The organism is Parapedobacter koreensis, from assembly GCF_900109365.1.
GTDB lineage: Bacteria > Bacteroidota > Bacteroidia > Sphingobacteriales > Sphingobacteriaceae > Parapedobacter > Parapedobacter koreensis.
Genome location: NZ_FNZR01000002.1, coordinates 591,089 through 616,122, shown reverse-complemented (window position 1 = coordinate 616,122; position 25,034 = coordinate 591,089). Strand labels below are relative to the sequence as shown.

At 47.5% G+C, this 25,034-nt stretch carries 19 protein-coding genes; 10 read left to right on the top strand and 9 right to left on the bottom strand.

From position 1 onward, the window contains the following. Positions 1–6: 6 nt before the first annotated feature. From BMW65_RS06870 to BMW65_RS06860, 4 genes are all read left to right on the top strand, one after another. Entirely contained in the window at positions 7–210 is a 204-nt protein-coding gene (locus BMW65_RS06870; protein ID WP_090603903.1) for a FixH family protein, read from the top strand. Positions 211–212: 2 nt separating this feature from the next. Then, the gene (locus BMW65_RS06865; RefSeq protein ID WP_245747524.1) at positions 213–905 is read left to right on the top strand and encodes a sulfite exporter TauE/SafE family protein; all 693 of its coding nucleotides are present in this window, start codon (positions 213–215) and stop codon (positions 903–905) included. A 240-nt stretch (positions 906–1,145) separates the two neighbouring features. Next, positions 1,146–1,310 carry a hypothetical protein gene (locus BMW65_RS24105; protein ID WP_177181027.1) on the top strand — a complete coding sequence of 55 codons (165 nt, stop codon included), beginning with the start codon at positions 1,146–1,148 and terminating at the stop codon, positions 1,308–1,310. 100 nt (positions 1,311–1,410) lie between these two features. Further along, on the top strand, positions 1,411–2,988 hold the full coding sequence (locus tag BMW65_RS06860; RefSeq protein ID WP_090603898.1) for a helix-turn-helix domain-containing protein: 1,578 nt from the start codon (positions 1,411–1,413) through the stop codon (positions 2,986–2,988). A gap of 2 nt (positions 2,989–2,990) precedes the next feature. Here BMW65_RS06860 and BMW65_RS06855 read toward each other — a convergent pair whose 3' ends face one another. The 3 genes from BMW65_RS06855 to BMW65_RS06845 all read right to left on the bottom strand — a co-directional run bounded on the left by BMW65_RS06855 (position 2,991) and on the right by BMW65_RS06845 (position 8,890). After that, positions 2,991–4,454: an efflux transporter outer membrane subunit gene (locus tag BMW65_RS06855; RefSeq protein ID WP_090603896.1), complete on the bottom strand. Its 1,464-nt coding sequence runs from the start codon at positions 4,452–4,454 to the stop codon at positions 2,991–2,993. Next, entirely contained in the window at positions 4,454–7,624 is a 3,171-nt protein-coding gene (locus BMW65_RS06850; RefSeq protein ID WP_090603894.1) for an efflux RND transporter permease subunit, read from the bottom strand. The genes BMW65_RS06855 and BMW65_RS06850 overlap by 1 nt, the downstream gene beginning before the upstream one ends. A 90-nt stretch (positions 7,625–7,714) precedes the next feature. Next, complete coding sequence (locus tag BMW65_RS06845; RefSeq protein ID WP_090603892.1) at positions 7,715–8,890, bottom strand: efflux RND transporter periplasmic adaptor subunit; 1,176 nt, start codon at positions 8,888–8,890, stop codon at positions 7,715–7,717. A 156-nt stretch (positions 8,891–9,046) separates the two neighbouring features. Here BMW65_RS06845 and BMW65_RS06840 point away from each other — a divergent pair, with 156 nt between their 5' ends. The 5 genes from BMW65_RS06840 to BMW65_RS06820 all read left to right on the top strand — a co-directional run bounded on the left by BMW65_RS06840 (position 9,047) and on the right by BMW65_RS06820 (position 17,083). Beyond that, on the top strand, positions 9,047–9,847 hold the full coding sequence (locus BMW65_RS06840; protein ID WP_090603890.1) for an N-formylglutamate amidohydrolase: 801 nt from the start codon (positions 9,047–9,049) through the stop codon (positions 9,845–9,847). Continuing rightward, on the top strand, positions 9,837–11,684 hold the full coding sequence (locus tag BMW65_RS06835) for a peptidase MATCAP family protein (protein ID WP_090603888.1): 1,848 nt from the start codon (positions 9,837–9,839) through the stop codon (positions 11,682–11,684). Before BMW65_RS06840 ends, BMW65_RS06835 begins: the two co-directional genes overlap by 11 nt. 68 nt (positions 11,685–11,752) lie before the next feature. After that, a complete protein-coding gene (locus BMW65_RS06830; RefSeq protein ID WP_090603886.1) occupies positions 11,753–12,760 on the top strand; it encodes an ATP-grasp domain-containing protein in 1,008 nt (335 codons plus the stop codon). Between the two features lie 33 nt (positions 12,761–12,793). After that, on the top strand, positions 12,794–14,263 hold the full coding sequence (gene cls / locus BMW65_RS06825; protein ID WP_090603884.1) for a cardiolipin synthase: 1,470 nt from the start codon (positions 12,794–12,796) through the stop codon (positions 14,261–14,263). A gap of 93 nt (positions 14,264–14,356) precedes the next feature. Beyond that, positions 14,357–17,083, top strand: a complete 2,727-nt coding sequence (locus BMW65_RS06820) for a carboxypeptidase-like regulatory domain-containing protein (RefSeq protein ID WP_090603880.1) — start codon at positions 14,357–14,359, stop codon at positions 17,081–17,083. A 28-nt stretch (positions 17,084–17,111) separates the two neighbouring features. On the opposite strand, the gene BMW65_RS06815 is transcribed toward BMW65_RS06820, so the two are convergent. Both BMW65_RS06815 and BMW65_RS06810 read right to left on the bottom strand, forming a co-directional pair. After that, the gene (locus BMW65_RS06815; RefSeq protein ID WP_090603878.1) at positions 17,112–18,089 is read right to left on the bottom strand and encodes a YihY/virulence factor BrkB family protein; all 978 of its coding nucleotides are present in this window, start codon (positions 18,087–18,089) and stop codon (positions 17,112–17,114) included. Positions 18,090–18,159: 70 nt separating this feature from the next. Continuing rightward, positions 18,160–19,920 carry an AMP-dependent synthetase/ligase gene (locus tag BMW65_RS06810; protein WP_090603876.1) on the bottom strand — a complete coding sequence of 587 codons (1,761 nt, stop codon included), beginning with the start codon at positions 19,918–19,920 and terminating at the stop codon, positions 18,160–18,162. Between the two features lie 159 nt (positions 19,921–20,079). On the opposite strand from BMW65_RS06810, the gene BMW65_RS06805 reads away from it, so the two are divergent. Continuing rightward, positions 20,080–20,577: a hypothetical protein gene (locus BMW65_RS06805; RefSeq protein WP_090603874.1), complete on the top strand. Its 498-nt coding sequence runs from the start codon at positions 20,080–20,082 to the stop codon at positions 20,575–20,577. Between the two features lie 13 nt (positions 20,578–20,590). Here the strand turns inward: BMW65_RS06805 and BMW65_RS06800 are convergent, their stop codons facing one another. Genes BMW65_RS06800 through ubiE form a run of 4 tightly spaced genes read right to left on the bottom strand, consistent with a single transcriptional unit; the run spans position 20,591 to position 24,735 of the window. Next, positions 20,591–22,393: a M61 family metallopeptidase gene (locus BMW65_RS06800; RefSeq protein ID WP_090603873.1), complete on the bottom strand. Its 1,803-nt coding sequence runs from the start codon at positions 22,391–22,393 to the stop codon at positions 20,591–20,593. 29 nt (positions 22,394–22,422) lie between these two features. Then, entirely contained in the window at positions 22,423–23,190 is a 768-nt protein-coding gene (locus BMW65_RS06795) for an SDR family oxidoreductase (RefSeq protein ID WP_090604299.1), read from the bottom strand. Between the two features lie 31 nt (positions 23,191–23,221). Beyond that, entirely contained in the window at positions 23,222–23,965 is a 744-nt protein-coding gene (gene porT / locus BMW65_RS06790; RefSeq protein WP_177181026.1) for a type IX secretion/gliding motility protein PorT/SprT, read from the bottom strand. A 32-nt stretch (positions 23,966–23,997) separates the two neighbouring features. Then, positions 23,998–24,735 (bottom strand): bifunctional demethylmenaquinone methyltransferase/2-methoxy-6-polyprenyl-1,4-benzoquinol methylase UbiE, encoded by a 738-nt coding sequence (gene ubiE, locus BMW65_RS06785; RefSeq protein ID WP_090603869.1) that lies wholly within the window; start codon positions 24,733–24,735, stop codon positions 23,998–24,000. Positions 24,736–25,034 lie beyond the last annotated feature (299 nt).

Sequence of the window (25,034 nt, the reverse complement as noted above, 5' to 3'; positions counted from 1 at the left end):
TCGAAAATGGACTGGGGAATAAAAATTGCGATTTCATTGGTGCTGTTCATGGCGCTGATCATTTCTTTTGGAATTTACATGGTGAGCAACGATACGGACTCGTTGGTCGCTGAGGATTATTACGAGCAGGGGTTGAATTATGACAAGTTGCATAAACCAGACTCCGTTCGGATTGACAACGACTCATTAACGGTCAAACCCAATCGGTAAAAGTGAATTACTTGGTATTTGCTTTCTTTATGGGCGTTTTTGGCAGCCTCCATTGCGTAGCGATGTGCGGGCCGTTGGTATTGGCGTTGCCAAGTGGTCATCAATCGCGATGGATGACATTGGTCAACGCCGTCGTATACCAAGTGGGCCGGGTGGCCGTATATGGTATGCTTGGATTGCTTGCGGGCTTCATCGGCAATGCCGTGGAGACGAAAGGGTGGCAGCAGGGGATTAGTGTTGTTACCGGACTGTTGCTCATGAGTGTGGGATTGCTATCGATTTGGCGTAGGCGCTTTCGTGGTGTTGTGCGCGCCCAGCAAATATGGGTAAAACCGGTTGCCAAATGGATAGGATATTGGCTTTATCGGCCCGGTGGCTATTTCATGGTCGGTGCGCTCAATGGCCTGCTGCCGTGTGGTATGGTATATATGGCCCTGGTCGCTGCGCTAAGTGCCGATTCTGCATATGGCGGAGGATTATTCATGCTGCTCTTTGGGCTGGGTACGTGGCCAGCGATGCTACTTGTCTCGGCCATGGGCAATGTGGCTAAGCGTTATATCCGATTCAATCTTGCTTTTTGGCTGCCTGTCATCTGCCTGCTGATGGGCGGATGGTTTTTGCTTCGTGGGGCCAGCCTCGATATTCCGTATCTGAGTCCGGCGATTTACCCAACAGGAGCGGTAAACTGTAAATAGATTTTCCTTGTTTTCAAACTTCTTCTTATCATATTACCGAATATGATAAGGCAAACGGTTGCTTGGAAACTGAATACCCCTTAATTTTGAGCATATACAAAAACCGTGTCACTGGCCACATACTCCTTCGATCAGTATCAATGTCTTGATGGGTTAATCCAATCGATTATGTTTGACAGGTTATCAACGTATTTGCAAAATAGGTCTGCTGACTTTCACTATATACGGGATTACCCAAGAATGGAAATCTGGATTAAGGGGAAAGAATGGTATCCGATCATCATCTCCCATGTCAGCCGGCACCGGTATCTTGTTTCTTGGGGCGACGTTGCGTTTGAGTTTAATGACCCAGAGAAGGTGTATCATTATGTATTGCGGATATTCAAGGTGATAGGTAAGGGCTGAGGATGGCCCTCAGTTGGCAGCTATTAAGCGAGAATTTTCCAATTAGGGACAAGATTTGATAAAAAAATCGCAATATTTGTGTGCCGCAATAAGCAGCCTGATGAAACAATTTCTGATCGCGATTACCTGTTTGTTTACAGTCACTTACTTATTTTCCCAATCACCCGAAGAAGACTTTAACCGGGCGTTCATGCATATCTATATGCATACAGCCAGTGAAGATATAAACGTTGCTTTGGAGGCGGCTGACTCACTTTATCGGGTGGCAGGTAGTGATATTCAAAAAATCCGGTCATTGATGCTCATTTCTGATATGTTTCATCGGATGTCTAACCGGGATTCTTCCATCCACTATGCCATCAAAGCCGAGCGGATAGCCGAACGGACAACTAATCATGCATGGCAGGCACGTATCTGCGGCGTCCTCTCTACGCAACATCGCGAAACTGGTTTATTCAGTGCAGGTAAGCAATATGTGGAAAAGGGGTTGAGGGCCATCGAAAAAGTGGATAATCCTGAGGTGGTTAACCAATTTAAGGGGCAATGTTTTCAGGAATTGGGCTTTTATGCACTGGCGGAAAAACAATATCATGAAGCGATAGCTCATTTCAAACGAGCGGATCTGTTTTTTATTAATCTTGCGGACAGCACGATCAGGCATTTTGCCTTGGCACAAAACGACGAGCGGCTTGGCTTATGCCATATGGAATTGGGTGCTATCGATTCTGCAAAATTCTATTATGAGCGCGCTTTAGTGCTTGAACGCAGGGCGTCTGAAGCGGAGACGCCAATGAAGGGGTTTATTTATGATGGACTGGGCAGGGTGCATCTTGCCAAACAGCAATATGGGTTAGCAGATTCATGTTTTCAACGCGCATTAGCCATCGCTGAGGCAAGTGGATTCCCCAACCTCAAAATCAGTGTGTATAAAAACCTCGCGCATTATCATCAACTTACGGGCAATGAAGAAGGATATCATCAGTATAATGAAAAATACCTCAGGGAAATCGGCGACGATGCAGCCAGGCATCGGAAATATGCCGATAATATTTTAGCGCGTATTCAGCAGAAGGTTCTTGAGCTATCAGCTACGAACCGGATGTTAGGCATTGCGGCTGCTGCCTTTATCGTGTTGGCCGGACTGAGCATGGGGATGTATATCCGCAGGCAACGGAAAAATCAGCGCCGGTACAAAGACGTGATCAGTAGGCTCAGGAGCGCAAGGACGCAAGCATTGGCTGTAGTACCTGCTACCGTAGAGACGTCGTCCGATCGAGATAAGGACCTCATGCCTGAAAGCACCAAACAAGAATTGCTGCGAAAATTGGAGCATTTTGAATCGTCCCAACAGTTTACCGAACGGAATATTTCCATTGCCGTATTGGCGGGCAAAATGAAGACGAACACCAAATACCTGTCTTATATTATCAATAATTACCGAAATAAAGATTTCAATAGCTACATAAACGAACTGCGTATTAATTATATCATATCGAAAATAGGAGCGGACAATCGGTACTTAAACTATAAAATCAGTTATTTGGCGGAGGAGTGCGGATTCGCTACCCACAGCCAGTTTACTACGGTATTCCGCAACATCACCGGGTTGTCTCCCTCTACATTTTTGACCTATCTCAAAAAGGATGAGCAGGTAGGAGATAATACGATGGTAAACTAGGTTTACCTCCATCCGCCACCCAATGCTCTGTAAAGCGCTACTTTGGCGTTGAGCTGTTGTTGCTTGATACTTGCCAAATCCAATTCGCTGTTGAGTGCATTGCTTTGCGCGGTGATCACTTCCAGGTAAGTGGCTTCCCCGCTTTTAAAGAGCAGGTTCGCATTTTTGACACCAAGCTGTGCGGTAGCTACCCGCCGTTCAGCGATGGCGTATTGCTCATTGAGTTTCGCTATCATGGTCAGCGCGTTTGTTACTTCATGGACAGCCTCCATGACGGTTTGCTGGAAGCTGATTTCGGCTTTGTCGCGTTCCAGCTTTGCAATTTCATGCTGGGTTTTGAGCCTCCGCCTGCTGAATAGCGGTTGCGTAGCGCCGCTGATGATGCCGCCAAACAATGCACCGGGGATGTTGAACCAATTTTGGGGAAGCATGGCATTGAGCCCCCCCGAGGCATCAATGGTAAGCGTTGGGTAGCGGTATGCTTGGGCTACGCCCACATCAGCATTTGCCGCGCGCAGGGCAAGCTCGGCCTGCCTTACATCGGGGCGGTTGGCCAGGAGTTGCAGGGGCACCCCCGCGTTGTAGGTGTCCTGCATGCGCCAATCCATCAATGCCGATGAACGGTAAACGCTATCGGGCATGCGCCCGGTTAATGCCATCAATGTATTTTCCTGGATGGTAATTTCCTGCTCCAATTGGGGAATAAGCGATGCTGCTACCAACATTTGCGACTCCGTCTGTTGGATGGCCAGGGAGCTGACTTCCCCTGCATCACGTTGCAGTTTGACGATTTGCAAGGTACTATCGTTGAGCCTTAGGTTTCGCTGTGCAACTTCTAACTGCGCGTCTAACATCAGGAGGTTGTAGTAGCCTTCTGCAATGGTGGCTACCAAGCTGGTCTGTATGGCTTTTTTTGCCTCAAATGTTTGCAGGTATTCGGCCAGCGCGCTTTCGTTTTGCCTGCGCATCTTTCCCCAGATGTCCAATTCCCAGCTCATGCTGATGGATGAAATGTATTGCGACTGGTACATGAATAGGTTTTCGGACGGTTCAGCCTGACCATCACGCCCATACCATTTCGAAGCGGGTGAACTATAGAAATCACGCGACCGCCATTGATGGTTGGTGCCACCCAATTGGGCTTCTATCTCTGGAAAAAAGGCAGCACGCGATTGCCGCAACGATTGATTGGCAATTTCGATGTTCTTTAGTGCGGTCTGCATATCATAATTGTTGGCGATAGCACTGTCAATGAGCATCGTCATCATGCTGTCGGTAAAGAAATCATACCAAGGAATGTCGGCAATGCTGGCGGTATCCGCGGTGCCCGCAATGGTATCTGTGCCACGGAAAGTAGGGGTGAGCCCCGTATCGGGACGGACATAGTCCCGCCCTACCTTACAGGATGATGCCAATATACAACCTACGATTAGGAATAAACCCGCTTGCCGGATAAACGTTATCATTAGTCTTCTGCTTTTATGATCAATTTATTTTTTACCAACTCATCAAGGTGCTTGAAAATGACATACAACACAGGGATGATAAATATCCCCAAGGTAGCCCCAATGAGCATTCCGCCCGCCGCACCGAAACTGATGGAATGGTTGCCCTGGGCAGAGGGGCCCACGGTCCACATCAGCGGGATAAGACCCGCTACAAATGCAAGCGAAGTCATGAGAATAGGGCGGAGCCGCATGCGTGCGCCTTCTATGGCCGACTCGTAAATGCGTAGTCCGGCGCGGCGTTGCTGTAAGGCAAACTCCACGATAAGAATGGCATTTTTGGCTAACAGCCCAATTAACATGATGAGCCCTACTTGTACATAGATGTTGTTTTCCAATCCTGCTAAATTAATAGCGGTATAGACGCCGATCAGTCCTACAGGCACAGAAAGCATGACGGCCAATGGAAGGATATAGCTTTCATATTGAGCGGCTAGCAGAAAATAAACAAAGATGATGCTCAAGGCAAAAATCAAAAGCGTTTCGTTGCCAGACTGGCGCTCTTCCAAGCTCATGCCAGTCCATTCGTAGCTGTAGTTGCCAGGTAGGTATGCTGCTGCGACTTCCTCCATGGCTGCCATCGCCTCGCCAGTGCTGTACCCATCTGATGGTATGGCATTGACGGCAATGGCATTATACAAGTTATAGCGGTTTACGATTTCGGGACCCATTACTTTTTTGAGTTTGACAATGGTGTTTACCGGAACCATTTCGCCGTTGTCATTCCGAACAAAGATGGATTTAAACGATTCCGGCTCGGCCCGGTATTCGAAATCGGCCTGCATGTACAGGCGGTACTGCCTGCCGAAGCGGTTGAAATCGCTCACCGTTACACGGCCGTAGTACCCCTGGATCGTGCGCATCATGTCATTGATGCTTACTCCCAAAGCTTTGGCTTTCACAGGATCTACTTCCAGCAGGTATTGCGGAAAATTGGCATTGAACGTCGTATATGCGGAGGCGATTTCCGGCCGTTTTTCCAGCTCGATCATGAAGGTATCTGCCACCATGCCGAAATCCCACATGGAGCCGCCCATCCGGTCTTGCAGTACAAATTCGAGACCTGAAAAGTCGCCAAACCCCTGTATGGTGGGTCTTGGGAAAACACTGAATGATGCTTCCGTGACTTGGGCGAGGTCACTTCGGATGGTGTCCATCACCGCATTGATGTCTTGGATAGGCCCCCTTTCTTCAGCGGGTTTTAGGTTGATATAACCTACGGCAAATGCCGAACTCGCGCTGGCATCGATGGCATTGTAACCGGATACGGTGGTCATGCCGGCGATGGCTTCGCGCTTTTTCAATATGCTATCTGCCTTGGCGAGTGCAACAGTTGTCCGGGCGAGCGAAGCTCCGGGAGGCATGGAAAGCGAGTACGTGACGAAGCTGTCGTCTTCGGTAGGGATAAAGCTTGACGGTGTCCGGTTCATCAGCCATATGCCGATGGCCGTCACAATTGCGAGCCCGCCAACGGCGAAGGCTTTCCGGTTGATTAAAAAGCGTAGCGAACCAATGTATTTATTGGTAATCGTGGCAAATGCGGTATTAAATGCTTCAAAAAACCGAGATACCAACCTACGGGGTTTATTGTGGTTTGCCCGTGGGGTATCTGCAACTGCCTGGTGCCGTGCTGGTTTTTTAAGCAGCAAAGCACATAATGCCGGTGTGAGTGTCAATGCATTTAATGCCGAAATAAGGATAGCTGTGGCCAGGGTGTATGCAAACTGCTGGAAAAAGACCCCCGCTGGCCCACCCATGAAACCCACGGGAAAAAAGACGGCAGCCATCACCAAGGTAATGGAAACGATAGCGCTGGTAATTTCGCCCATGGTAGCAATGGTCGCTTTCCGTGGCCCCAGGTTCGTGGCATGCATTTTTTGATGTACGGCTTCGACGACGACGATAGCGTCATCCACCACGATGCCGATGGCCAGCACCAAGGCAAACATGGTAAGTACGTTGATGGAAAATCCGAAAAGCTGGAGGAAGAAGAAGGTACCTACTAGTGATACTGGAATGGCAATGGCTGGAATGAGTGTAGAACGGAAGTCTTGCAAAAAGATGAATACAATGATGAATACCAGCAGGAATGCTTCAAAGATTGTATGCTGCACCTGGCTGATGGATTCGTCGATTTGGTCGCGTACGCTATACGATATTTCATACTGTATACCCTCCGGAAAATCATGGGAAAGCCGTTCCAGCACTTCGCGTATCTGGATGTCAATGTCACGGGCGTTGGAGCCGCTGGTTTGAAGGATATTTAACGTAAGTCCCGGATACCCGTTCACCTTATTGTCACTTCCCAAATTAGTAGCCCCAAGCTCGGTACGGGCAATATCTTTTAGGTATAATACCGAACCATCATCGTTGGTTTTGATCACAATTTGTTCAAATTCTTCTGGCAAGGTGAACCGTCCTTTATGCCGCAGGATGGTTTCAAATGCTTCATTGGAAGTTTCCCCGAATTTCCCGGGTGCGATTTCAAAATTCTGGTCACGGATGGCCTGTTGGACATCCTGCGGAACCAATCCGTATACGGCCATTTTTTCGGGATTCAACCAGGTGCGGATGGAATAATCGCGTGCGCCCACACGCCTCACTTCTCCTACCCCGCTCACCCGTGCGAGTTCGCGCATGAGGTTGATCTGGGCATAAGCCTGCAAGAAAGTCTCGTCGTACAGGGTGTCCGGATGGTTGCTGAAGACATTGATGGTCATGATAATCCCGCTTTGGCGGGGTTCTACCGTGATACCCGATTCAATGACTTCCGGGGGGATACGGGAGTTTGCCTTAGAAACACGCGTCTGTACATTGACTGACGCTTGGTTGGGATCCGTGCCTGTCTTGAAAAACACGGTGATGTTTCCCGAACCGGAATTGGTTGCAGACGATCGGATATACGTCATGTTCGGCACACCATTTATCGCTTCTTCAATGGGTAGGAGTACCGCTCCAGCTACCGTTTCGGCATTGGCACCGGGATAGGAGGTAGATACGGTAACACTTGGAGGGGCTATTTCCGGGAATCGGGTGATGGGCAATTGCCACATCGATACCAGCCCGAGGATAACCAATAACGTGGAAATAACGGTGGCCAACACGGGCCTATTGATGAATGTCTTGAGCATTGTACATTTTTTATGATAAAAGTCTGCCGGAGACAAGCACATGGCATGCCTCGTGCAACGCACTAAACGGCGGGATTAACAACAAAGGCGCTATTCTGCTGATGGTGCCGGAACGGTCAGGGGCTTGATTTCCATGCCATCCGATAATTTATCCAAGCCGGAAAGGACAATGCGATCGCCGGCCTTGATGCCTTCCCGCACAATGTATTGGTTGCCGCTTTTTCCGGCCACTTGGATGGCTTGTTGCTTCACTTTGTTGTCAGAAGAGAGGATATAGACGAAAATCTTGTCTTGTAATTCCGTGGTGGCCACTTGCGGGACGGTCAATACGCCACGTTCGTATTCGGCCATCTTAAGCGTACCCGTGTTGCCAGAGCGAAGCATGTTGTCTTTATTCGGGAAGGTGGCCCGCAAGCTAATAGCCCCGGTGGTTCGGTTTACTTGGCCGTTGATGGCATCTACGACACCCTTTTCTGGATACACCGTGCCATCGGCCATGATCAGTGATACATTGGGGATAATCTGCGCGGTATCTGCCGAATTTACCTCGGTGGAATCCTTCTTGCCATATTTCTTCCGAAAATAGAGAAAATCAGCCTCACTCATGGCAAAGTATACATAAACTTCGCTGATATCGGAAAGCTCGGTCAATGCATCGCTCTTGCCCACCAGGTTGCCTACCCGCTTGGGGATGCGGCCAATGAAGCCATTTACAGGTGCTTTGATGGCAGTAAATTCCAGGTTGATACGGGCACTGGCCACTGCGGCCGAGGCCTGAGCAAGCGAGGCCTTGGCTACATCATAATCTGACATTGCGGTGCGCAGGCGTACATCAGAGATGACATCGTTTTCAACCAGGGGCTTCAACCGCTCCACTTCTAATTTTGCATTTTCTAATTTTGCTTTCTCCACATTTTCGTTGGCTAGGGCATTGTTTAGTTCCTCTTGATAAGGCTGGGGATTGATTTTAAAAAGTTTTTGCCCTTCCTTTACAAATGCGCCTTCGTCTACATAAATTTCTTCCAAAATGCCCTCAACCTGGGGACGTATCTCCACATTTACTTTGCCCTCTATCGTTCCCAGGTAATCCTTGACTGTAGTGGCTGTCGTCGTATCTACACGTTGCACAGGTAGCGCTATAGCATTGTTTTCGCTATCGCTGGTTTTGGATGAACCTGTGGAGCAACTGAGAATTCCAATGAATGAAATAAATGGTAAAATGCTTATTATTAGTGTTTTAATTTTTAATCTGATGGAGGTGTTCATACTTGTTGATTTTGTTGCTGTAGTATCTGTTACTAGTGATTATAAAAAATGCATGTCCCGCGATGCTGAGCATATGCGGTTGCTTAATGAATTTCAGATTGTATGCCAAAGTAGGTGAAGAAAACATTTGCTCCGCATCGGTGTTTATGATTCCAAATGGAATTGGTTTACACCATACACCGGGAACAAACGCCTCTTATCGTAACAGCTATCCACGATGGTCACCGGCTTGCTTTGCCGTTAAATGAATACATGTGTTTGCAGGAACATGAACGTTTTCGGGAAGAAGATCCCTATACGGGTGATATGGCGGATTTGCCGGTAAGCCGGATTATCGTGGGGACTTCAAGGTTTCAAACCGATCTGAACCGACGACGCGAACAGGCCGTGTATCGCAAACCGGAAGATGCTTGGGGGTTGACCGTCTGGAAGCCAGCATTGCCGGAAATCATCGTGGCCCAGCTATTGGAGGGCTATGATCAGTTTTATGCGGATATGGCCGAGTTGCTGGAATGGACGATAGCAGAATTTGGAAAATTTGTGGTTTTGGATATTCATAGCTACAATCACCGCCGGGAGCATCCAATGAAGTCGGCGAGTATCGGCGAACATCCGGAAATCAATATCGGGACGGCCCATAATTGGGATAGGTGGAAATCACTGGGACATTGTATGGTTAGGTTTCTTTCCCATCATCATATTTTGGGGCGGTTTCCGGATGTGAGGGAGAATGTAAAATTTAAAGGCGGCGCATTTTCTGAATGGATAAACCACAATTTCGGTGAGTATGGCTGTGTATTGTCATTGGAGTTTAAAAAGACATTCATGGACGAATGGACCGGCAGAGTGGATAGGACACACCTCAATCACATTAGATCCATGCTCCATGGGTGTATACCGTTTCTATTAGACTTATTGGACACGCCAACTAAATCTGCATATCCGAATGGCTTCTGATACCAAAAAATACGTCCAACGTATCCTTGATAAACTCAAAAAAGGTAGTCCCTTGCACGCCAATTTGCCTTGTGAGGGTGAACTTCACATCGATAGGCCGGTTCCTTATCTATTGGTTTATCGTGTCCCGCCGGATGGGGAAGACGCTTTTACCTCGACATTGGGAAAAACGGAGTCGGCTTATCTGGTAGCTCCTGATACGCCGGCATGCGCGGTCACCCCCATTATCCGGGCTATTGCCAATGCGATGGCAGACAAATTCGGGGGATTTATGCTGCTGGAGGTCTGGTTGTCAGCCCGTATGGATGCATCTCCTTTCACCATCCATATCTGTCAGAAAAGTGCATTGGCCGTGACCGAGAAATTGCAACTTGAATTGCAACACATCCAACTGTACCAGACACAAGGGATCGATATAGCGCTTGAGAAAAGTAAAAAAGTTCCGGCCCCACCTTATTATCGTGAAGTGTTTAGCATTGAAGAAGCACGGAAGCGCGAGATTATTCTTATCGGACTGGAGATTGCGCCTTTTTATATTAACCAACAAACGGGCACACCGTATCCTTTGTTTCTGCGCGAATTGCGCGAAAACTTCGGAAAAGCGTTGCGGAAAAGCTTTTTTGAGTTTATACGGATAAAGACGTCTTATAGTGCCGCACATTTCGAAATGTTGGGCACCACGGAGCTGCATGAAGATGTGTGGAAAATGGATGAAAAATTGGCAGAATACAGCAACCAATTCGATTTCCTGCTATTGGTGACACCAATCAATGCGCAAGAGGCCTGGGAAAGTTTTTCGAAAAGCAAATACCGTAAGAACCCGGTATTTCACTATCGACCCATGCCGATAGACCCCGAGCTTATCAAGCGTAAGTTGTACAACCTGCCTATTGAGGATATCATGGATCCGACCATCGCCTACCTCTTTCGGGACAAGCGCAACGAGATCGATCGCATGCTCAATATGCTTAGCGACAGGGAGAAGCCTGATTTCATGTATAGCAGCCAGCAAGTTTTTGGTAAGGTAGAAGAAAGTTTACTTGATATTGCAAGTGCGATATTGGTAGCCTCAGAACCGCAGCGCCCGCCTGTGGAAAACGAAATGCTGGATGCATATGCATTTGCGGAGTTGGCAAAGGGTGAACTGGAATACCTGAAACAGCAGTATGATCCGGTATCCACAGCCGTACGTGTCCGGGATGACGTGGAGGGCGTCATGGTGTCCCGTGGCACGCTGAATATCGGCTCCCGCTACCGGATATCAAAAGACAGGGCTTTTTCATTGCTTCAGCACGAGGTGGGTACGCATGTGGCCACTTATTATAATGGGATGGCACAGCCCTTCAAACTTTTTTATGTAGGCGTGCCGGGTTACGAGCAGCTTCAGGAAGGGCTTGCCGTGCTCAGCGAATACATGACCGGAGGACTTACCAATCAGCGGATGCGGACACTTGCCGCCCGCGTAATAACCGTTCACCACATGCTGGCTGGAAATCCTTTCGCGGATACTTTTGGCCTTCTTGTAGACAAATACCTATTTAAGCCTGAAGCCGCCTTTTATATTGCCATGCGCGTTTACCGGGGTGGTGGGCTGACCAAAGATGCGGTCTACCTCAAAGGGTTGCTCAATGTCATCGAGTATGTCAAACAAGGGAAGGATATTGCACATTTATTGGTGGGCAAAATAAGACAGGATTACCTTCCCATCATTGAAGAGTTGATGCATCGGCGGTTGCTGAAACCGCTCCCTTTACGGCCAAAGTTTTTGGAAAAACCCTATATCAAAAAAATTAATGATATTAAAAAAGATGGTAGCGTATTCAAAATGATAGGGTAGCTGTGGGCAACAAGCCTACAGCTTACAGCCTCTACCTACAGCAAAAAACATAAAACAGCGAAAACAATATGACCATTACATTCGTCGTCAATCAAGTACGTAAAGAATCGCCGGGCTACACGACCACGGCACTAGCTTTTGAAGCCCATCGGCGAGGCCACACCGTTTACTATGTAGGTATAGGGGATTTGGTATATTTATCCGATGGGTATGTGGGAGCACATTGCCGCAAAGTGCCGGATCGCGAGTTTCGATCGTTGCACACGTTCTTGGAGGCCGTGATCGGTGTTGAAAAGCAATTGGTAAGCTCTGCGGAGTGGCATGTTATGTGGTTGCGGAATGATCCGGCTGTGGACATGGAAAAGCGGCCCTGGGCACAGGATGCCGGCGTGTTGTTTGGCCAACTGGCCAGCAAACAAGGGGTATTGGTGCTTAACAATCCGGACGGATTAGTAAGAGCGTCTAACAAAATCTACCTGCAATATTTTCCGGAGTCTGTTCGGCCACAGACTATCGTCACCCGCAACATGGCTGATGTGGAAGCGTTTTACCAGGCACAAAAGCACCGGATCATCCTCAAGCCGCTGAAAGGATCCGGTGGAAAAAATGTATTCCTGCTCGATAAAAAAGAGGAAAAGAACCGTAAACAGATTGTGGAGGCCATCTGCCGCGATGGCTTTGTGATCGCACAGGAATACCTGCCTGCTGCAAAAAATGGGGATACGCGCTTGTTTTTAATGGAAGGGCAACCGTTGATGAAAGAAGGCAAGGTTGCCGCCATCCATCGCGTGCAGCAGGCTGGGGAAATCAGGAGCAATATCCACCAAGGCGGACAGGCCAAGCGAGCCACGATGAACAAGGAAATGAAAACGATCGTCGAAACCATCGGGCCATTATTGAGAGAAGACGGTATGTTTTTGGTAGGTTTGGATATTGTAGGCGATAAACTTATGGAGATCAACGTCTTTAGTCCCGGTGGGCTTATCCATGCAAGCGAATTCCATCACGTAGATTTCATGGAAGAGGTCATTACGGCTGTGGAACAAAAAGTAGCGAATCTCACGGGGAATCCTTAAGTTTGGTCATGCATTCAAGATGCAGGACCGTTTATGACACAAACGCTTCATCAGATAGGGGCTTTCACGTATCAGTGGTATTGGGTGCCGCTTCTTTTGATATACTTGGCCATTATTGCGACCATCCTTATTGAGAACCGCAATCCCACAAAAACCATTGCGTGGGTTATGGTCATTGTTTTTTTGCCAGTGGTCGGGGTCGTTATCTATTATCTTTTTGGACAGAAATTCAAGAAGATACAGGTTTTCAGGAATCAAAACAGGGAGAAACATGTTCGTTTGCTACGCGTCTGGGATAGACTGAATCCCATCATGGATGAAAACCTACAGACACTAAAACAGGCGATTGGTCCACTCAGCCGTGTATTCACCTTCCTGAAAAATCAACGTGTTGCACCGCCATCGCTACACAATGAGGTCACATTATTGATCAATGGTGAGCAGAAATTCCCGGAACTCATTGCTGCCGTCCGCGAAGCCCAGCACCATATTCATTTGGAGTATTACATTTTTGAGCCTGATGATATCGGTGGTGAAATCATTTCCCTGCTTGAGCAGAAGGCCCTGGCCGGTGTAGCTGTGCGGGTTGTGGTGGATGCGTTCGGATCGCCAAGGCTTAGGAGGCGACGGAAGCGGCTTGCCAAAATGGGTATTCAGCTTGTTTCGTTTATGCCTGTTGGCTTTGCTTCGCTAGCCGATAGTAATTACCGGAATCATCGTAAAATAGCCATCATTGATAGCCATACGGCATTTGTAGGAGGGATCAACATCAGTGATCGGTATATCAATAATGGCAAGCATGGATTATTCTGGCGGGATACAACACTAAAGATTCAGGGTGAAGCGGTAAATGTCCTCCAAACGCAGTTTTGGATGAACTGGCATTTGGCCAATGGGCAACCTTTCAACCTTCGCGACGGCTATTTTTATACGGCTCCGGTAAATCCGTCTGGTACGGCTGCGGTGAGCTTTGCTTTCAGCGACCCCGGCTCCGTTGGGCCGTTCAACATGGAAGCCATGTTGATTGGAATAGCGGAAGCTGAAATGTCCATCCAATTATGCACCCCATATTTTATACCGAGCGACGAATTGAGCACGGCACTTCAGCTGGCTGCCGGATCGGGAGTGAAGGTTGAGCTGATGCTGCCGGTTCAATCGGACGCATTCATTGTGCAGCATGCTTCATTTTCCTTTCTGAAACCTTTATTGGAAAGGGGGATATCGGTCTATCTCTATAAAAAAGGGCTAATGCATGCTAAGACCATCTGTATTGATGGAAAGCTTGCGTACGTTGGCACAGTCAACCTGGATATCCGCAGTTTTTACATCAATTTTGAGGTGAGTGCCATCGTCAGCGATCAGGATCTCTGCCAGCAACTGCAAAGCCAATTCAACATCGATAAGTTGGACAGCATACCAATAACACTGGACGATTGGCTAAAGCGACCGAGTTGGAAACGTGGGCTCGATTCGGTATGTAGGCTGTTAGCGCCGCTGTTGTAAACGGTATTTTAAATGTTAAAATTATACTATCTTTTGGCATAAGCAGCCGAAAAAAGATATCTTAGCCGCTGATTGATTCTAAACAGGATGGGAATGAACCGTATTATTAAATTATTTTGTTTTTCTTTTTTTAGCTATTGTTATTCCATACCCGTATTCGGCCAGCAAGATAGCCTCAGCATCAACACGGTTGTCGAGAAGACGCAGAAACTGCTCGAATCCTATCCAATAGAAAAAGTGCACGTACATTTTGATAAACCCTACTATGCGGTAGGGGATACCCTATGGTTCAAAACCTACCTGACCAGTAATATGTACAATTACGATCTAAGCAAAGTGGTTTATATGGAGGTCATGAACGGTAAAGATTCATTGATGCAGACCCTGCGTATTCCGCTGACGGACCATGTGGGAAATGGCCATCTCGTGCTCGATCAAGAATGGTATACGCAGGGCAATTATCGTTTTAGGGCTTACACGAAATGGATGGTCAACTTTGATCCTACCTATTTTTTCAATAAAATCGTGCCGATAGGCGACGTGCTTAATAATAATCTTCATTATACCCTTACATTCAACGATGTAAGCAACGGTAAGAATGCGCGGGCACAGGCTGTCTTGCAATTTAAAGACAGGGAAGGTAAACCCTTGGGAAACCGCAAACTCACATGGGCTGCGGTAGCGGGCTGGGAAGCCATTGATGACGGCAAAGGCCAAACCGATGCGGTGGGCAATGTCATCATCAATATCAACGGGAAGGACAGGGAATTGCTGAAAAAGGGCAACCTGCATGTCTCTGTGGAATCCGGGGGCAGCGCTGCTCCAATGACGGGCGCTTTCTCGTTGTCGGTGGCACTTTGGGATGCGGACGTACAGTTTTTTCCGGAGGGAGGCGACTTCATTGCAGGATTGGCAAAAAAGGTAGCTTTCAAAGCGTTGGGGAGCGATGGGCGGGGATTGTCGGTGAAAGGGAATGTGGTAGACCAAGCGGGTGTCGAAATCGCGTCCATCGCAGATATCCATAAAGGAATGGGATATTTTACGATGATCCCGGAAGCGGGTAATACGTATACGGCTAATCTTACCTTTGAAAACGGTGAAACACGCAGCTATCCGTTGCCTGCCGTTGTTGATCAGGGAATTAATGTGACGGTGCTAAAATCCGACAGTGCCCAGCTGCAACTGGCCCTTATGTCCAATGATCGCTTTTTTGCGGCCAACAAGGGTAAAGCATTTTACCTGATTGCCCAAGCCAACGGCATCCTTTGCTATGCCGCACAGGCTGCCCTGCGGAATGAGTCGGTCTTGGTCAATTTGCCCGTATCGCGTTTCCCGACAGGGATTGCCCAGCTTACCCTCTTCACTTCGTCGGGAAGGCCCGTAAGCGAGCGGTTGGTTTTTGTGGAAAATATTAAACCGCTTGACATTGCCATCAGCAGTGACCAAAATGAATACGCGGCCAAGCAACTGGTCAAACTGGCATTGAATGTAAGCAACAACGATACGGCGACAGCGGGGAACTATTCGGTAGCAGTGGTGGATGAAACGAAGGTACCTTATGATGAAGACAAAGAGACTACCATCCTGAGCAATCTACTGCTCACTTCGGATCTCAAGGGTTATGTGGAAGAACCCAATTACTTCTTTAATCAGGCCGATAAGCAAAAGCGTGAAGCGCTTGATGCGCTATTACTCACTCAAGGTTATCGTAGGTTTTCGTATAGTGATGTGCTGGCAGATAATTATCCACAAGTGCACTTTTTGCCCGAACAGGGTATTGAGCTATCCGGTGTTTTGCGGCTCAATAACGGAAAACCGGTAGTTAATGGTGGGTTGTTGCTTTCCATTCCTGACAAGAGTTTCCGTAAAGATACGTACACCGATGAAAGCGGACGCTTCCTTTTTAAGGAACTGGTATTTACCGACTCCTCACGCGTGACCATCAACGCACGGGGTAATGATGATTACCGCAACATGGTTATTACTGTGGATCCTACGCAATTTCCAGGTATTGATAGTACGGCTTACCGGGCTAATGATGAATTGAATATTGATAAGGCAATAGCCGCTTATCTCGACAATAGCCGAAACGAATACCGGACGTCTATATTGTTGGAGGAAGTGGAAGTGACGGCCTCTGCAGGCCCAACGTTTTCGCATAAGGACTATTCCGCTATTTCGGGATTGGGTATGGCTGATCACCAGATTACCGCCGACCGGCTGAAGGGTTGCAACAACCTGCTGATGTGCCTCCAAACGGTGCTTACAGGGGTCACCTATGATTCGCAGCAGCAGCTGTTTTATATCACACGTGATTACAATGCAGGTGGGCGTATTCCGGTTCAGTTTTTTGTGAATGGTATGGCCATGGACGTCCCTTCACTGAATGGCATCATGCCTGCCGAGGTTGAAGGGATTGAAATCTTCCTGCGGGACGAGCTGGGCACGGTGAGCCGGATGTACCAAAACAACGGTGTGGTATCGATATACACCACCAAAAAGCAGGAAAAAGGCCCCCGGATGTCTCTCAGCCAAATCGAAAGCCTATTGCCTAAAAGCAACATTATCGACCTTACACCACTTGGATACGTCAAGGAACGTAAATTTTACGTGCCAAAGTATGATACCCCGGATCGGCGTGCGGTCAATGATGTCCGTACAACGGTGTATTGGAACCCCAGCGTGGTTGTGGGCGAAGCGGGCAATGTTCAGCTGGATTATTACAATGCGGATGGTAAGGGCAGCTATCGGGTGGTGGTGGAAGGCGTGGATGCACAAGGCAACATCGGTAGGGGGGTCTATCGATATACGGTAAAGTGATGTACGTCTAAGAACTGCAGGGGTTAAATCAGCCTTTCGGTTTGCTGTGATCGCTCTGGAATGCTATCGGTTCGTCCTCCACCTCCTTTTCTTTCCAGACGACCTTCACGGCATAGGACGACGGCCATACGCCCTTACCATACCGGAGCGCATATACTTTCGTGAATTCAGCACCGAAATATAGGATGGCCGCGGAGTAATATATCCAAAGTAATAGGATGATGATTGCGCCGGCAGCCCCATAGGCAGAAGCCGGTGCGCTGTATTGCATATAGAGGCCGATGAGGTATCGGCCGAGCATAAATAATGCAGCGGTAAAGAGCGCACCCCCCACTACGTCCTTGAAACGCATGCGCGCATCCGGTAGAAACCGGAAAATAAAAGCAAACAGCGTGGTAATGACCAGAAAGGTAAGACCGATATTGACCCACTCCATCACATATACCGAAATGTCCGGAAGATATTGGGTAATCTGTGAGCTGAGGGCCACAATAATACCGTTTGCGATTAATGACACGATGAGCAGAAAACCAAGCCCGAGGACCATGGAAAAAGAGATGGCCCGATTGAGCAACATTTTTAACCAGCCTTTTTTAGGTTTGGGGCGAATCCCCCATATCCGGTTGAGCGAATCTTGTATTTCTATAAAAATAGTGGTTGAGCCTGCTATCAATGTGCCTACCCCAATGGCAATACCAATCCCTGATTTATTGGATAGGCTGATATTCTGGATAATCTGCTGGATTTGGGCGGCCGTCTCTGTGCCGAATATATTGGCAAATTCTTCAAAGACCTCGGTTTGTGCATCTTGTTCTCCGGCTAAAATTTCACCGTAAAAAAATCCGACCAGCCAAATGACGATGAGCAGCAGTGGCGCTATCGAAAAGATGGTGTAATAGGCAAGGGAAGCACTCATCTTCATCGCACTGTCTTTGGAAAATTCAGAAAACGCATCACCAAGCAAGCCAAAAATCTCCTTGTAAAATGATTTTTTTAATAGTTTCATCCCTGATATCTTGATAGTCCAACTGACAACAAAACTGTGCCAATGATGTTCAAATGAGCGAAAACCATGTTTATTCCTGGTATATCCCAGCTATTGCTTTTTCGTGTCGTTGTGCGATTACTTTCCGTTTCAAACTAAGTTTTGGGGTGAGTTCTCCTGCATGGATTGTCCATTCTTCTGCGAGCAATATAAATTTCTTTACTTTTTCCCATTGACCAAAGCCCTGATTGAGCCGGTCAATTTCCCGCTGGTACTTGTCGATGACTTCGGGTTTTTTGATGATTTCTTCGCGTGAGTTAAATGTGATGCCTTTGATGGCACACCAATTTTTCAACACATCGAAAGCAGGCACAATGAGTGCGGCGGGAAATTTGCGGTTTTCGCCGATGACCATCACTTGGGCAATGAATGTCGATTCCATGTATTTGTTTTCCAGTGCCTGTGGGGCTACGTATTTTCCCCCGGCGGTTTTAAACATTTCCTTTTTGCGATCGGTGATTCGTAAAAATCCATCGGCGTCCAGCTCGCCGATATCGCCCGTGTGGAAATAGCCATCACGGTCTATGGCCTCGGCAGTTGCTTCGTCATTTTTATAATAGCCAGTAAAAATACTGGGTCCTTTACACAATATTTCACCATCGGAAGCAATTTTTACATCCACATGCTTGAGCACTTTGCCTACCGTCCCGAACCGAACGCCGTCTTTTTCCAAGCTGTTTACGGCAATGACAGGCGACGTTTCCGTGAGGCCATACCCTTCAAGTACCGGCATTCCAGCAGCCCAAAATACGCGCGCCAAGCGGGGTTGAAGGGCCGCTCCTCCCGAGACGATAAGTTTGATGTTGCCACCAAGTGCGGCCTGCCATTTGCTAAAAACGAGTTTACGTGCGATGCCCAGCTTCAGATTGAACCAGGTACTGTTGCGGCCGGGTTCTTTATTGGTAAGCCCCAATTGGAGGGCCCAAAAAAACAGCTGCTTTTTCAATCCGTTGAGGGCCTTGCCTTTGGATACAATACTATCATATACTTTTTCTAACACGCGCGGTACGGTGGTGAATCCATCGGGCTTGACATCACTGATGTCAGCAACAATCGTATCTAAACTTTCTGCATAATGGATTTCCACCCCTTTGGCAAAGTATAAATAGACCACCATGCGCTCGAAAATGTGGCAGAGAGGCAAAAAACTAAGTGCTTTCTTAAAGTAATCCGGAAGCAGGTGATAGCAGTCGTAAACATTGGTCAGCACGTTTTTATGAGAAAGATGAACACCCTTAGGCTTGCCCGTAGTGCCCGATGTATAGAGGAGCGTGAGTAGATCTTCCCCATCTACAGCATTGCGGTAAGTGGAGAGATCCACATCATGTTGTTTGCCTTCTTCGACCAAACGCTGCCAAGAAGGCACACCGTCTACGGGATCAAAGGTATAGATGGGAATAGTTAGGTTATTGGCCTGCAACGCACCCGTTATCTTTTTATGGAGATCCGCATTGCTCAGCAAAATCAATTTTACCGCTGCATCACTAATGATGAAAGAAAGATCTTGATCAGACAGTGTAGGATACAAGGGTACCGTGGCAGCACCCAGCTGGCTGATAGCGAAATCGCAGAAGTTCCATTCGGGGCGGTTGGATGACATCAATGCAATCTTATCTCCTTTGCCAATCCCTTTGGATAGCAGTCCCTTACTCAAATCGTTTACGATGGTTAGAAATTCGTTCGTAGCATAGTTTGTCCACCTGCCATGTGCCTTTCCGGCAACCATTATTGGCTTGGCATAGTGGGTTTCATAGTGCGTCAAAATATCAAAAATGCGAGTTGGAACTACCATAAATTCTTACTGTTGGTTTATACTGTCTGTTGCATATGCAGCTTTCGGCAATAGCGCATCTAAAGTTAACAATAATTTGGCTAAATAGTGCCATGAATAAATAGCTGATGCGGTGCTGGAAGGCAGCAATGTTGGCATTTGTTTTGTTTGGATAGCGGCATGGAAAGAAAATGGATAGCCTTATTTATCGTCATAGCCATCAGTGTGATCACTTGCCAACGGGCTTTGGCACAGGAAGGAGATGTTACCTACATGCGTGCGATCGGTGGTCGATTTGGGGTGGCAAACGGCATTACATACAAACACTTTTTGAATGATAGCCATGCGATAGACGGCATTGTGAATTTTCAGGGCAATCGCAGTTTTACCATTTTCAAACTGCTCGGCCTATTCGAGATTCACCAACCGCTAAATCTATTCGATGTAGCAGGGCTACGGTGGTATTATGGCTTTGGCGGCGGGCTGGGCACCTACCGTTACAAAGACACGGATGAAAGCGGGGTGGCCTGGAGTTTTGACGGTGCCATAGGCCTCGACTATAAAATCCCTACCGCCCCCGTTAACCTGTCGTTGGATTGGAAGCCCACCATGGAATTGACTCCTGAAACGGGCGTACGGTTTGATGGTATCGGCTTATCGATACGATTTGTGTTTTAGCCACCACCATCGCTCACGGCAAAGAAAGCCAGATTTTCCCCAAACTTACTTGTTCCGGTGTGGCGTTTTGCAATGGAACAATGCTGAATGCACCTTTCTTGTCTTTGCTGAGGACGACGTTAAGCGTGCGTATTTTTCCATCCCTGGCGATCAGCACATCAAGCGTATCGCCCACAGCCACTGTTTGGATAAGGCGGTTTAATTCCCGGCCATTGGCATCCAGGCGCTCACCATTAATGGCGATGATTTCATCCCGCACGTTGATGCCCCCATCCCAAGCTCCCGTGCCACGGCTGACACCGCTGACGGTAGTACGGCCATCACTTACCGATGTGGTGATGCCTAAATCCGGCAATTCCCGGCCTTTATTATAATCGACCAACTCATATCCGACAGCGTTGAGGTAACGATTGTAATCCAACGGCTCCACGGTGTAGGCGGCATGGAATAGCTCATCAACGGATACACCGGCAACCTGTTCAATCAATGCTTGGAACTCATGCTCTTCAAAACCACGTTTTTTCTTGACGTAAAATTCATCATAGGCAATTTTCAATACGTCATCCAGGCGCTTCTGTCCCTGCGTAGCGGCGAGGATCTTCAAATCAAGCATCATGGCAAGCAATGCGCCTTTATTGTAATAAGAAACGCTGGTGTTCGCTGAATTTTCATCGGGACGGTAATACTTAATCCAGGCGTCAAAGCTGGCTGATGAAACCGGTTGAAGCTGGTTGCCCGCGCGGTTTTCTACGGTATTGACATCATTTGCCAATGCCTGTAGGTAGTTGCTTTCGTTCAAAAAGCCACAACGCCTGAGCAATAGGTTGTCGAAATAGGCAGTAAAGCCTTCCATGATCCAGAGTGCGGTGGTGTAGTTTTCCGCATCGTAATTAAACGGGCCGAGTTCAATAGGGCGAAGCCTTTTAACATGCCACAGGTGGAAGTATTCGTGTGCCATGAGTCCCAAAAAACCCACATAGGATCGTTCGTTTTGATAGCCGTTTCGACTGGCCCCCAATACTGTAGAATTGAGGTGCTCCAGCCCGCCGCCGCCGGATTGGTAGTTGTGCACAATAAACACGTAACGTTTGTTGGGATTTACGCCAAATATGCTTGTCGCTTCTTCGACAATGGTGGTGCCGTCTTTTTTCAATCGTTCGCGATCGTAGTTTCCACCACCAACCATCGCAATCTCATGGTGTACACCCGCTGCTTCAAAGGTGAATACGTCTTGATTGCCCACTTCGATGGGTGAGTCAAACAACATGTCAAAATCTGCGGCATAATATGTACCGGGACTCCCCGCTACAGGTTCGAGTCCAGTGGAAACCGTGCTCCACGAAGCATGGGGGATGACCGTTACATGCGCGGGATGATTAAGCATACCATCCACGTATAGGAAAGTGGCGGCAGGGGACAAAAACGCATGGACATCATCGATAAAATTGGTACGTACCGATACTTCGAAGCCATATACCCGGTAATTGACGACTACGTATCCGTTTTTATTTGATGCAATACGCCAAGTGTTCTTATTGATTTTCGTGATTGGCAACTCCGTACCCTCCTCATTACAAGCCTCCATGCTCTCGACATTTTTTGAATATTCCCGTACTAAATAAGAACCGGGTGTCCATACGGGCATTTTCACATCGATATAGTCTTTGCGGAGATCAGAAATTTCCATTTTGACTTCAACATAGTGAGCTTGTGGTTCCCTGAAGGAGATTTCAAAATTGATGCGGGGTGCAGCAGCTAATGTGGAAGAAATAACAGTAGTCATAAAGATACAAAGCTTGGTACGTATTCGTTTCATTATCATGCAAATTATCGTGTGAAACTTGGCTAACTATTTTCTCTTACTACTAATGTAGCGCTGGCCTGGATGGTAGGCATGATAAGCATATCGTTGATATTGACATGTTTGGGCCTGGAGGCAACAAACCATACGGCTTCTGCGATGTCTGCCGCTATCAGTGGTTCCAGGTTTTGGTATACAGCTGCGGCGCGTTGTTTATCGCCCTTGAAGCGCACCTCTGAAAACTCGGTTTCCACCATGCCTGGATGTATGGCCGTCACCTTGATGTGTTGATGGAGCAAATCGATACGCATCCCTTTTGTAAGGGCATCCACGGCATGTTTGGTGGCACAATATACATTACCATTGGGATATACCTCCTTACCGGCAATGGAACCAATATTGATGATATGTCCCTGCTGCCGCGCAGCCATGATAGGCGCTACCGCCCGGGTGACGTAAAGCAGCCCTTTGATGTTGGTATCAATCATGCGATCCCAATCGCCAACATCCCCTTCATGGATGGGATCAAGCCCTTGGCTTAATCCAGCGTTGTTGACCAATACGTCAATCTGCTGCCATGATCCGGGAAGGTTACTAAATGAAGAAAATACATCTTCGGCATTACGGACATCAAGTGCAAGCAAGTGGGTATCGATACCATATGCTTCTTCCAAACGGGCAGCCAGTTCTTCCAAACGGTTGATACGGCGGGCAGCGAGCAACAGGTTATACCCTGCTCTGGCAAATACTTCCGCGCAAGCCTCACCGATACCTGCGCTTGCTCCGGTGATGAATACAATTTTGTTGGACATGGATGTGATGTTAGACATTAGATGTTTCTGCTTATTCAAAAATTAAACTTACCTGGAAATTTCTTAACATGAGCCGCTGTATGGGGTGGTTGTACATATTCGGTTCCCGTGCATCAAGCAGGTTGCCGATACTCTGCACCCATTTCAACTCAGGGGACATCTTGAAAAAATCGAAATAGAAATCAAACCCGATGCCTGCTTCGTAAGAAAAATACCCGGGCTTCGTTTTCAGTAATTTTTCAATCGGTGCTGATCCGGCGTCATCATAACGTTTGCTCGATACAACATTGATGGCGTATTTGCCCCCACCAATCAGGTAACCCCGGTAGTTTCCTTTGCGATCGGACTTGAATTTAATCAAAAGGGGTAAATCAATGTATGATGCCCGTACGATGGAGGTAAGCTCCCTGTTGTGGGAGCTTATCGGATAGGGTGTATAGGCATAGTTCACTGCTTTGTTGGAAAAAACCAAGGTAGGCGTAAACCTAAGATTTGCATTTTCAGTGAGTTTTAAGTCGGCTAGCAGACCCAGCCCAATACCTGTTTGAGCGGGAGAATATACCTTATATAGCGAATCTGCCATAAACCCATCGATGGTACCCTGAGCGTCTGTATAGGGAGATTGCCAATTTTCTTTTAATCCGATTTTATAATTCGCACTGATATAATGGAAGCTAAAGCCGAAATGGATGGTCTCGTCGTCTACACCGCCACCCCACCGTTGGAAACGTTGCTGGCCAAGGGATGGGAGGGATAAGAGTACAAATAGCACCATTACGCAAGCAGGCCATATCACCGGCATCGGCTTCATTTTGTGCCGATGTAAATGGTGCAAATGCCGAATGTTTGGGGGCGGCATTCCGTTTGGCTGAATCCTACTTGGCGCAGGATGTCAGTAAAATCTTTCCCATCCGGAAATTGTGCAACGGATTCGGGAAGATACGTGTATGCCCGGCTATCTTTGGAAAACGCCATGCCAATAAGCGGCAACACCCGACGGGAATAAAAGTTATAAAGCTGCTTAACGGGAAATGATTTTGGTTTTGAAAATTCGAGCACCACGGCTTTCCCTCCTGGCTGGAGTACACGGCAAATATCCGCCAGCCCTTTTTCCAGGTGTTCGAAATTCCGTACGCCAAAAGCTACGGTCACCGCGTCGAATGTATTATCGGCAAAAGGGAGGTTTTCCGAATCGCCCAATAATACCTTAAATTGATTTTCAAGGCCTTTTTTGATGATCTTGTCCTTAGCAATATCCAACATACCTTGAGAAATATCGACGCCGATAACATTAGCCGGCTTCAGTGTTTTTAGCGCTTCCAACGCAAAATCGCCCGTGCCGGTGGCCACATCCAACAGCTGTTGCGGTTGGATGGTTTTTAATGCGCGTATCGCCTTTTTTCGCCAGATGACATCGATGCCGAATGACAAGAAATGGTTGAGGAAATCGTAAGTGCCAGAGATGTTGTTGAACATGTCTGCCACCTGCTGCTTTTTGTCGTCGTTACTGTCTTTATAGGGTTTTACTGTCTCGGATGTTGTCATGATACGCAAAGATAGGATTTATGATTTACGATTTATGATTATTGATAGGCTATTTATATTTATAACGCATCCCTGCTGCTCCTGACTTCCCGTACCCGACTTTGTTAAGTAATTGTTAAGGATTTTTGTGCTAAAGATTGATAATCAAGTGGTACAGTGCGGAATGCATTTTCAGGACAAATAATTCCGGTTTTTATCTGTATGTTTGCGTTAATTCACAGTTTGGAAAGTTGTTAACATGCTTGTAATGTTTTGTAAATCAATAGATTTTTGAGGTTTCTGACATTTTTTAAACATAG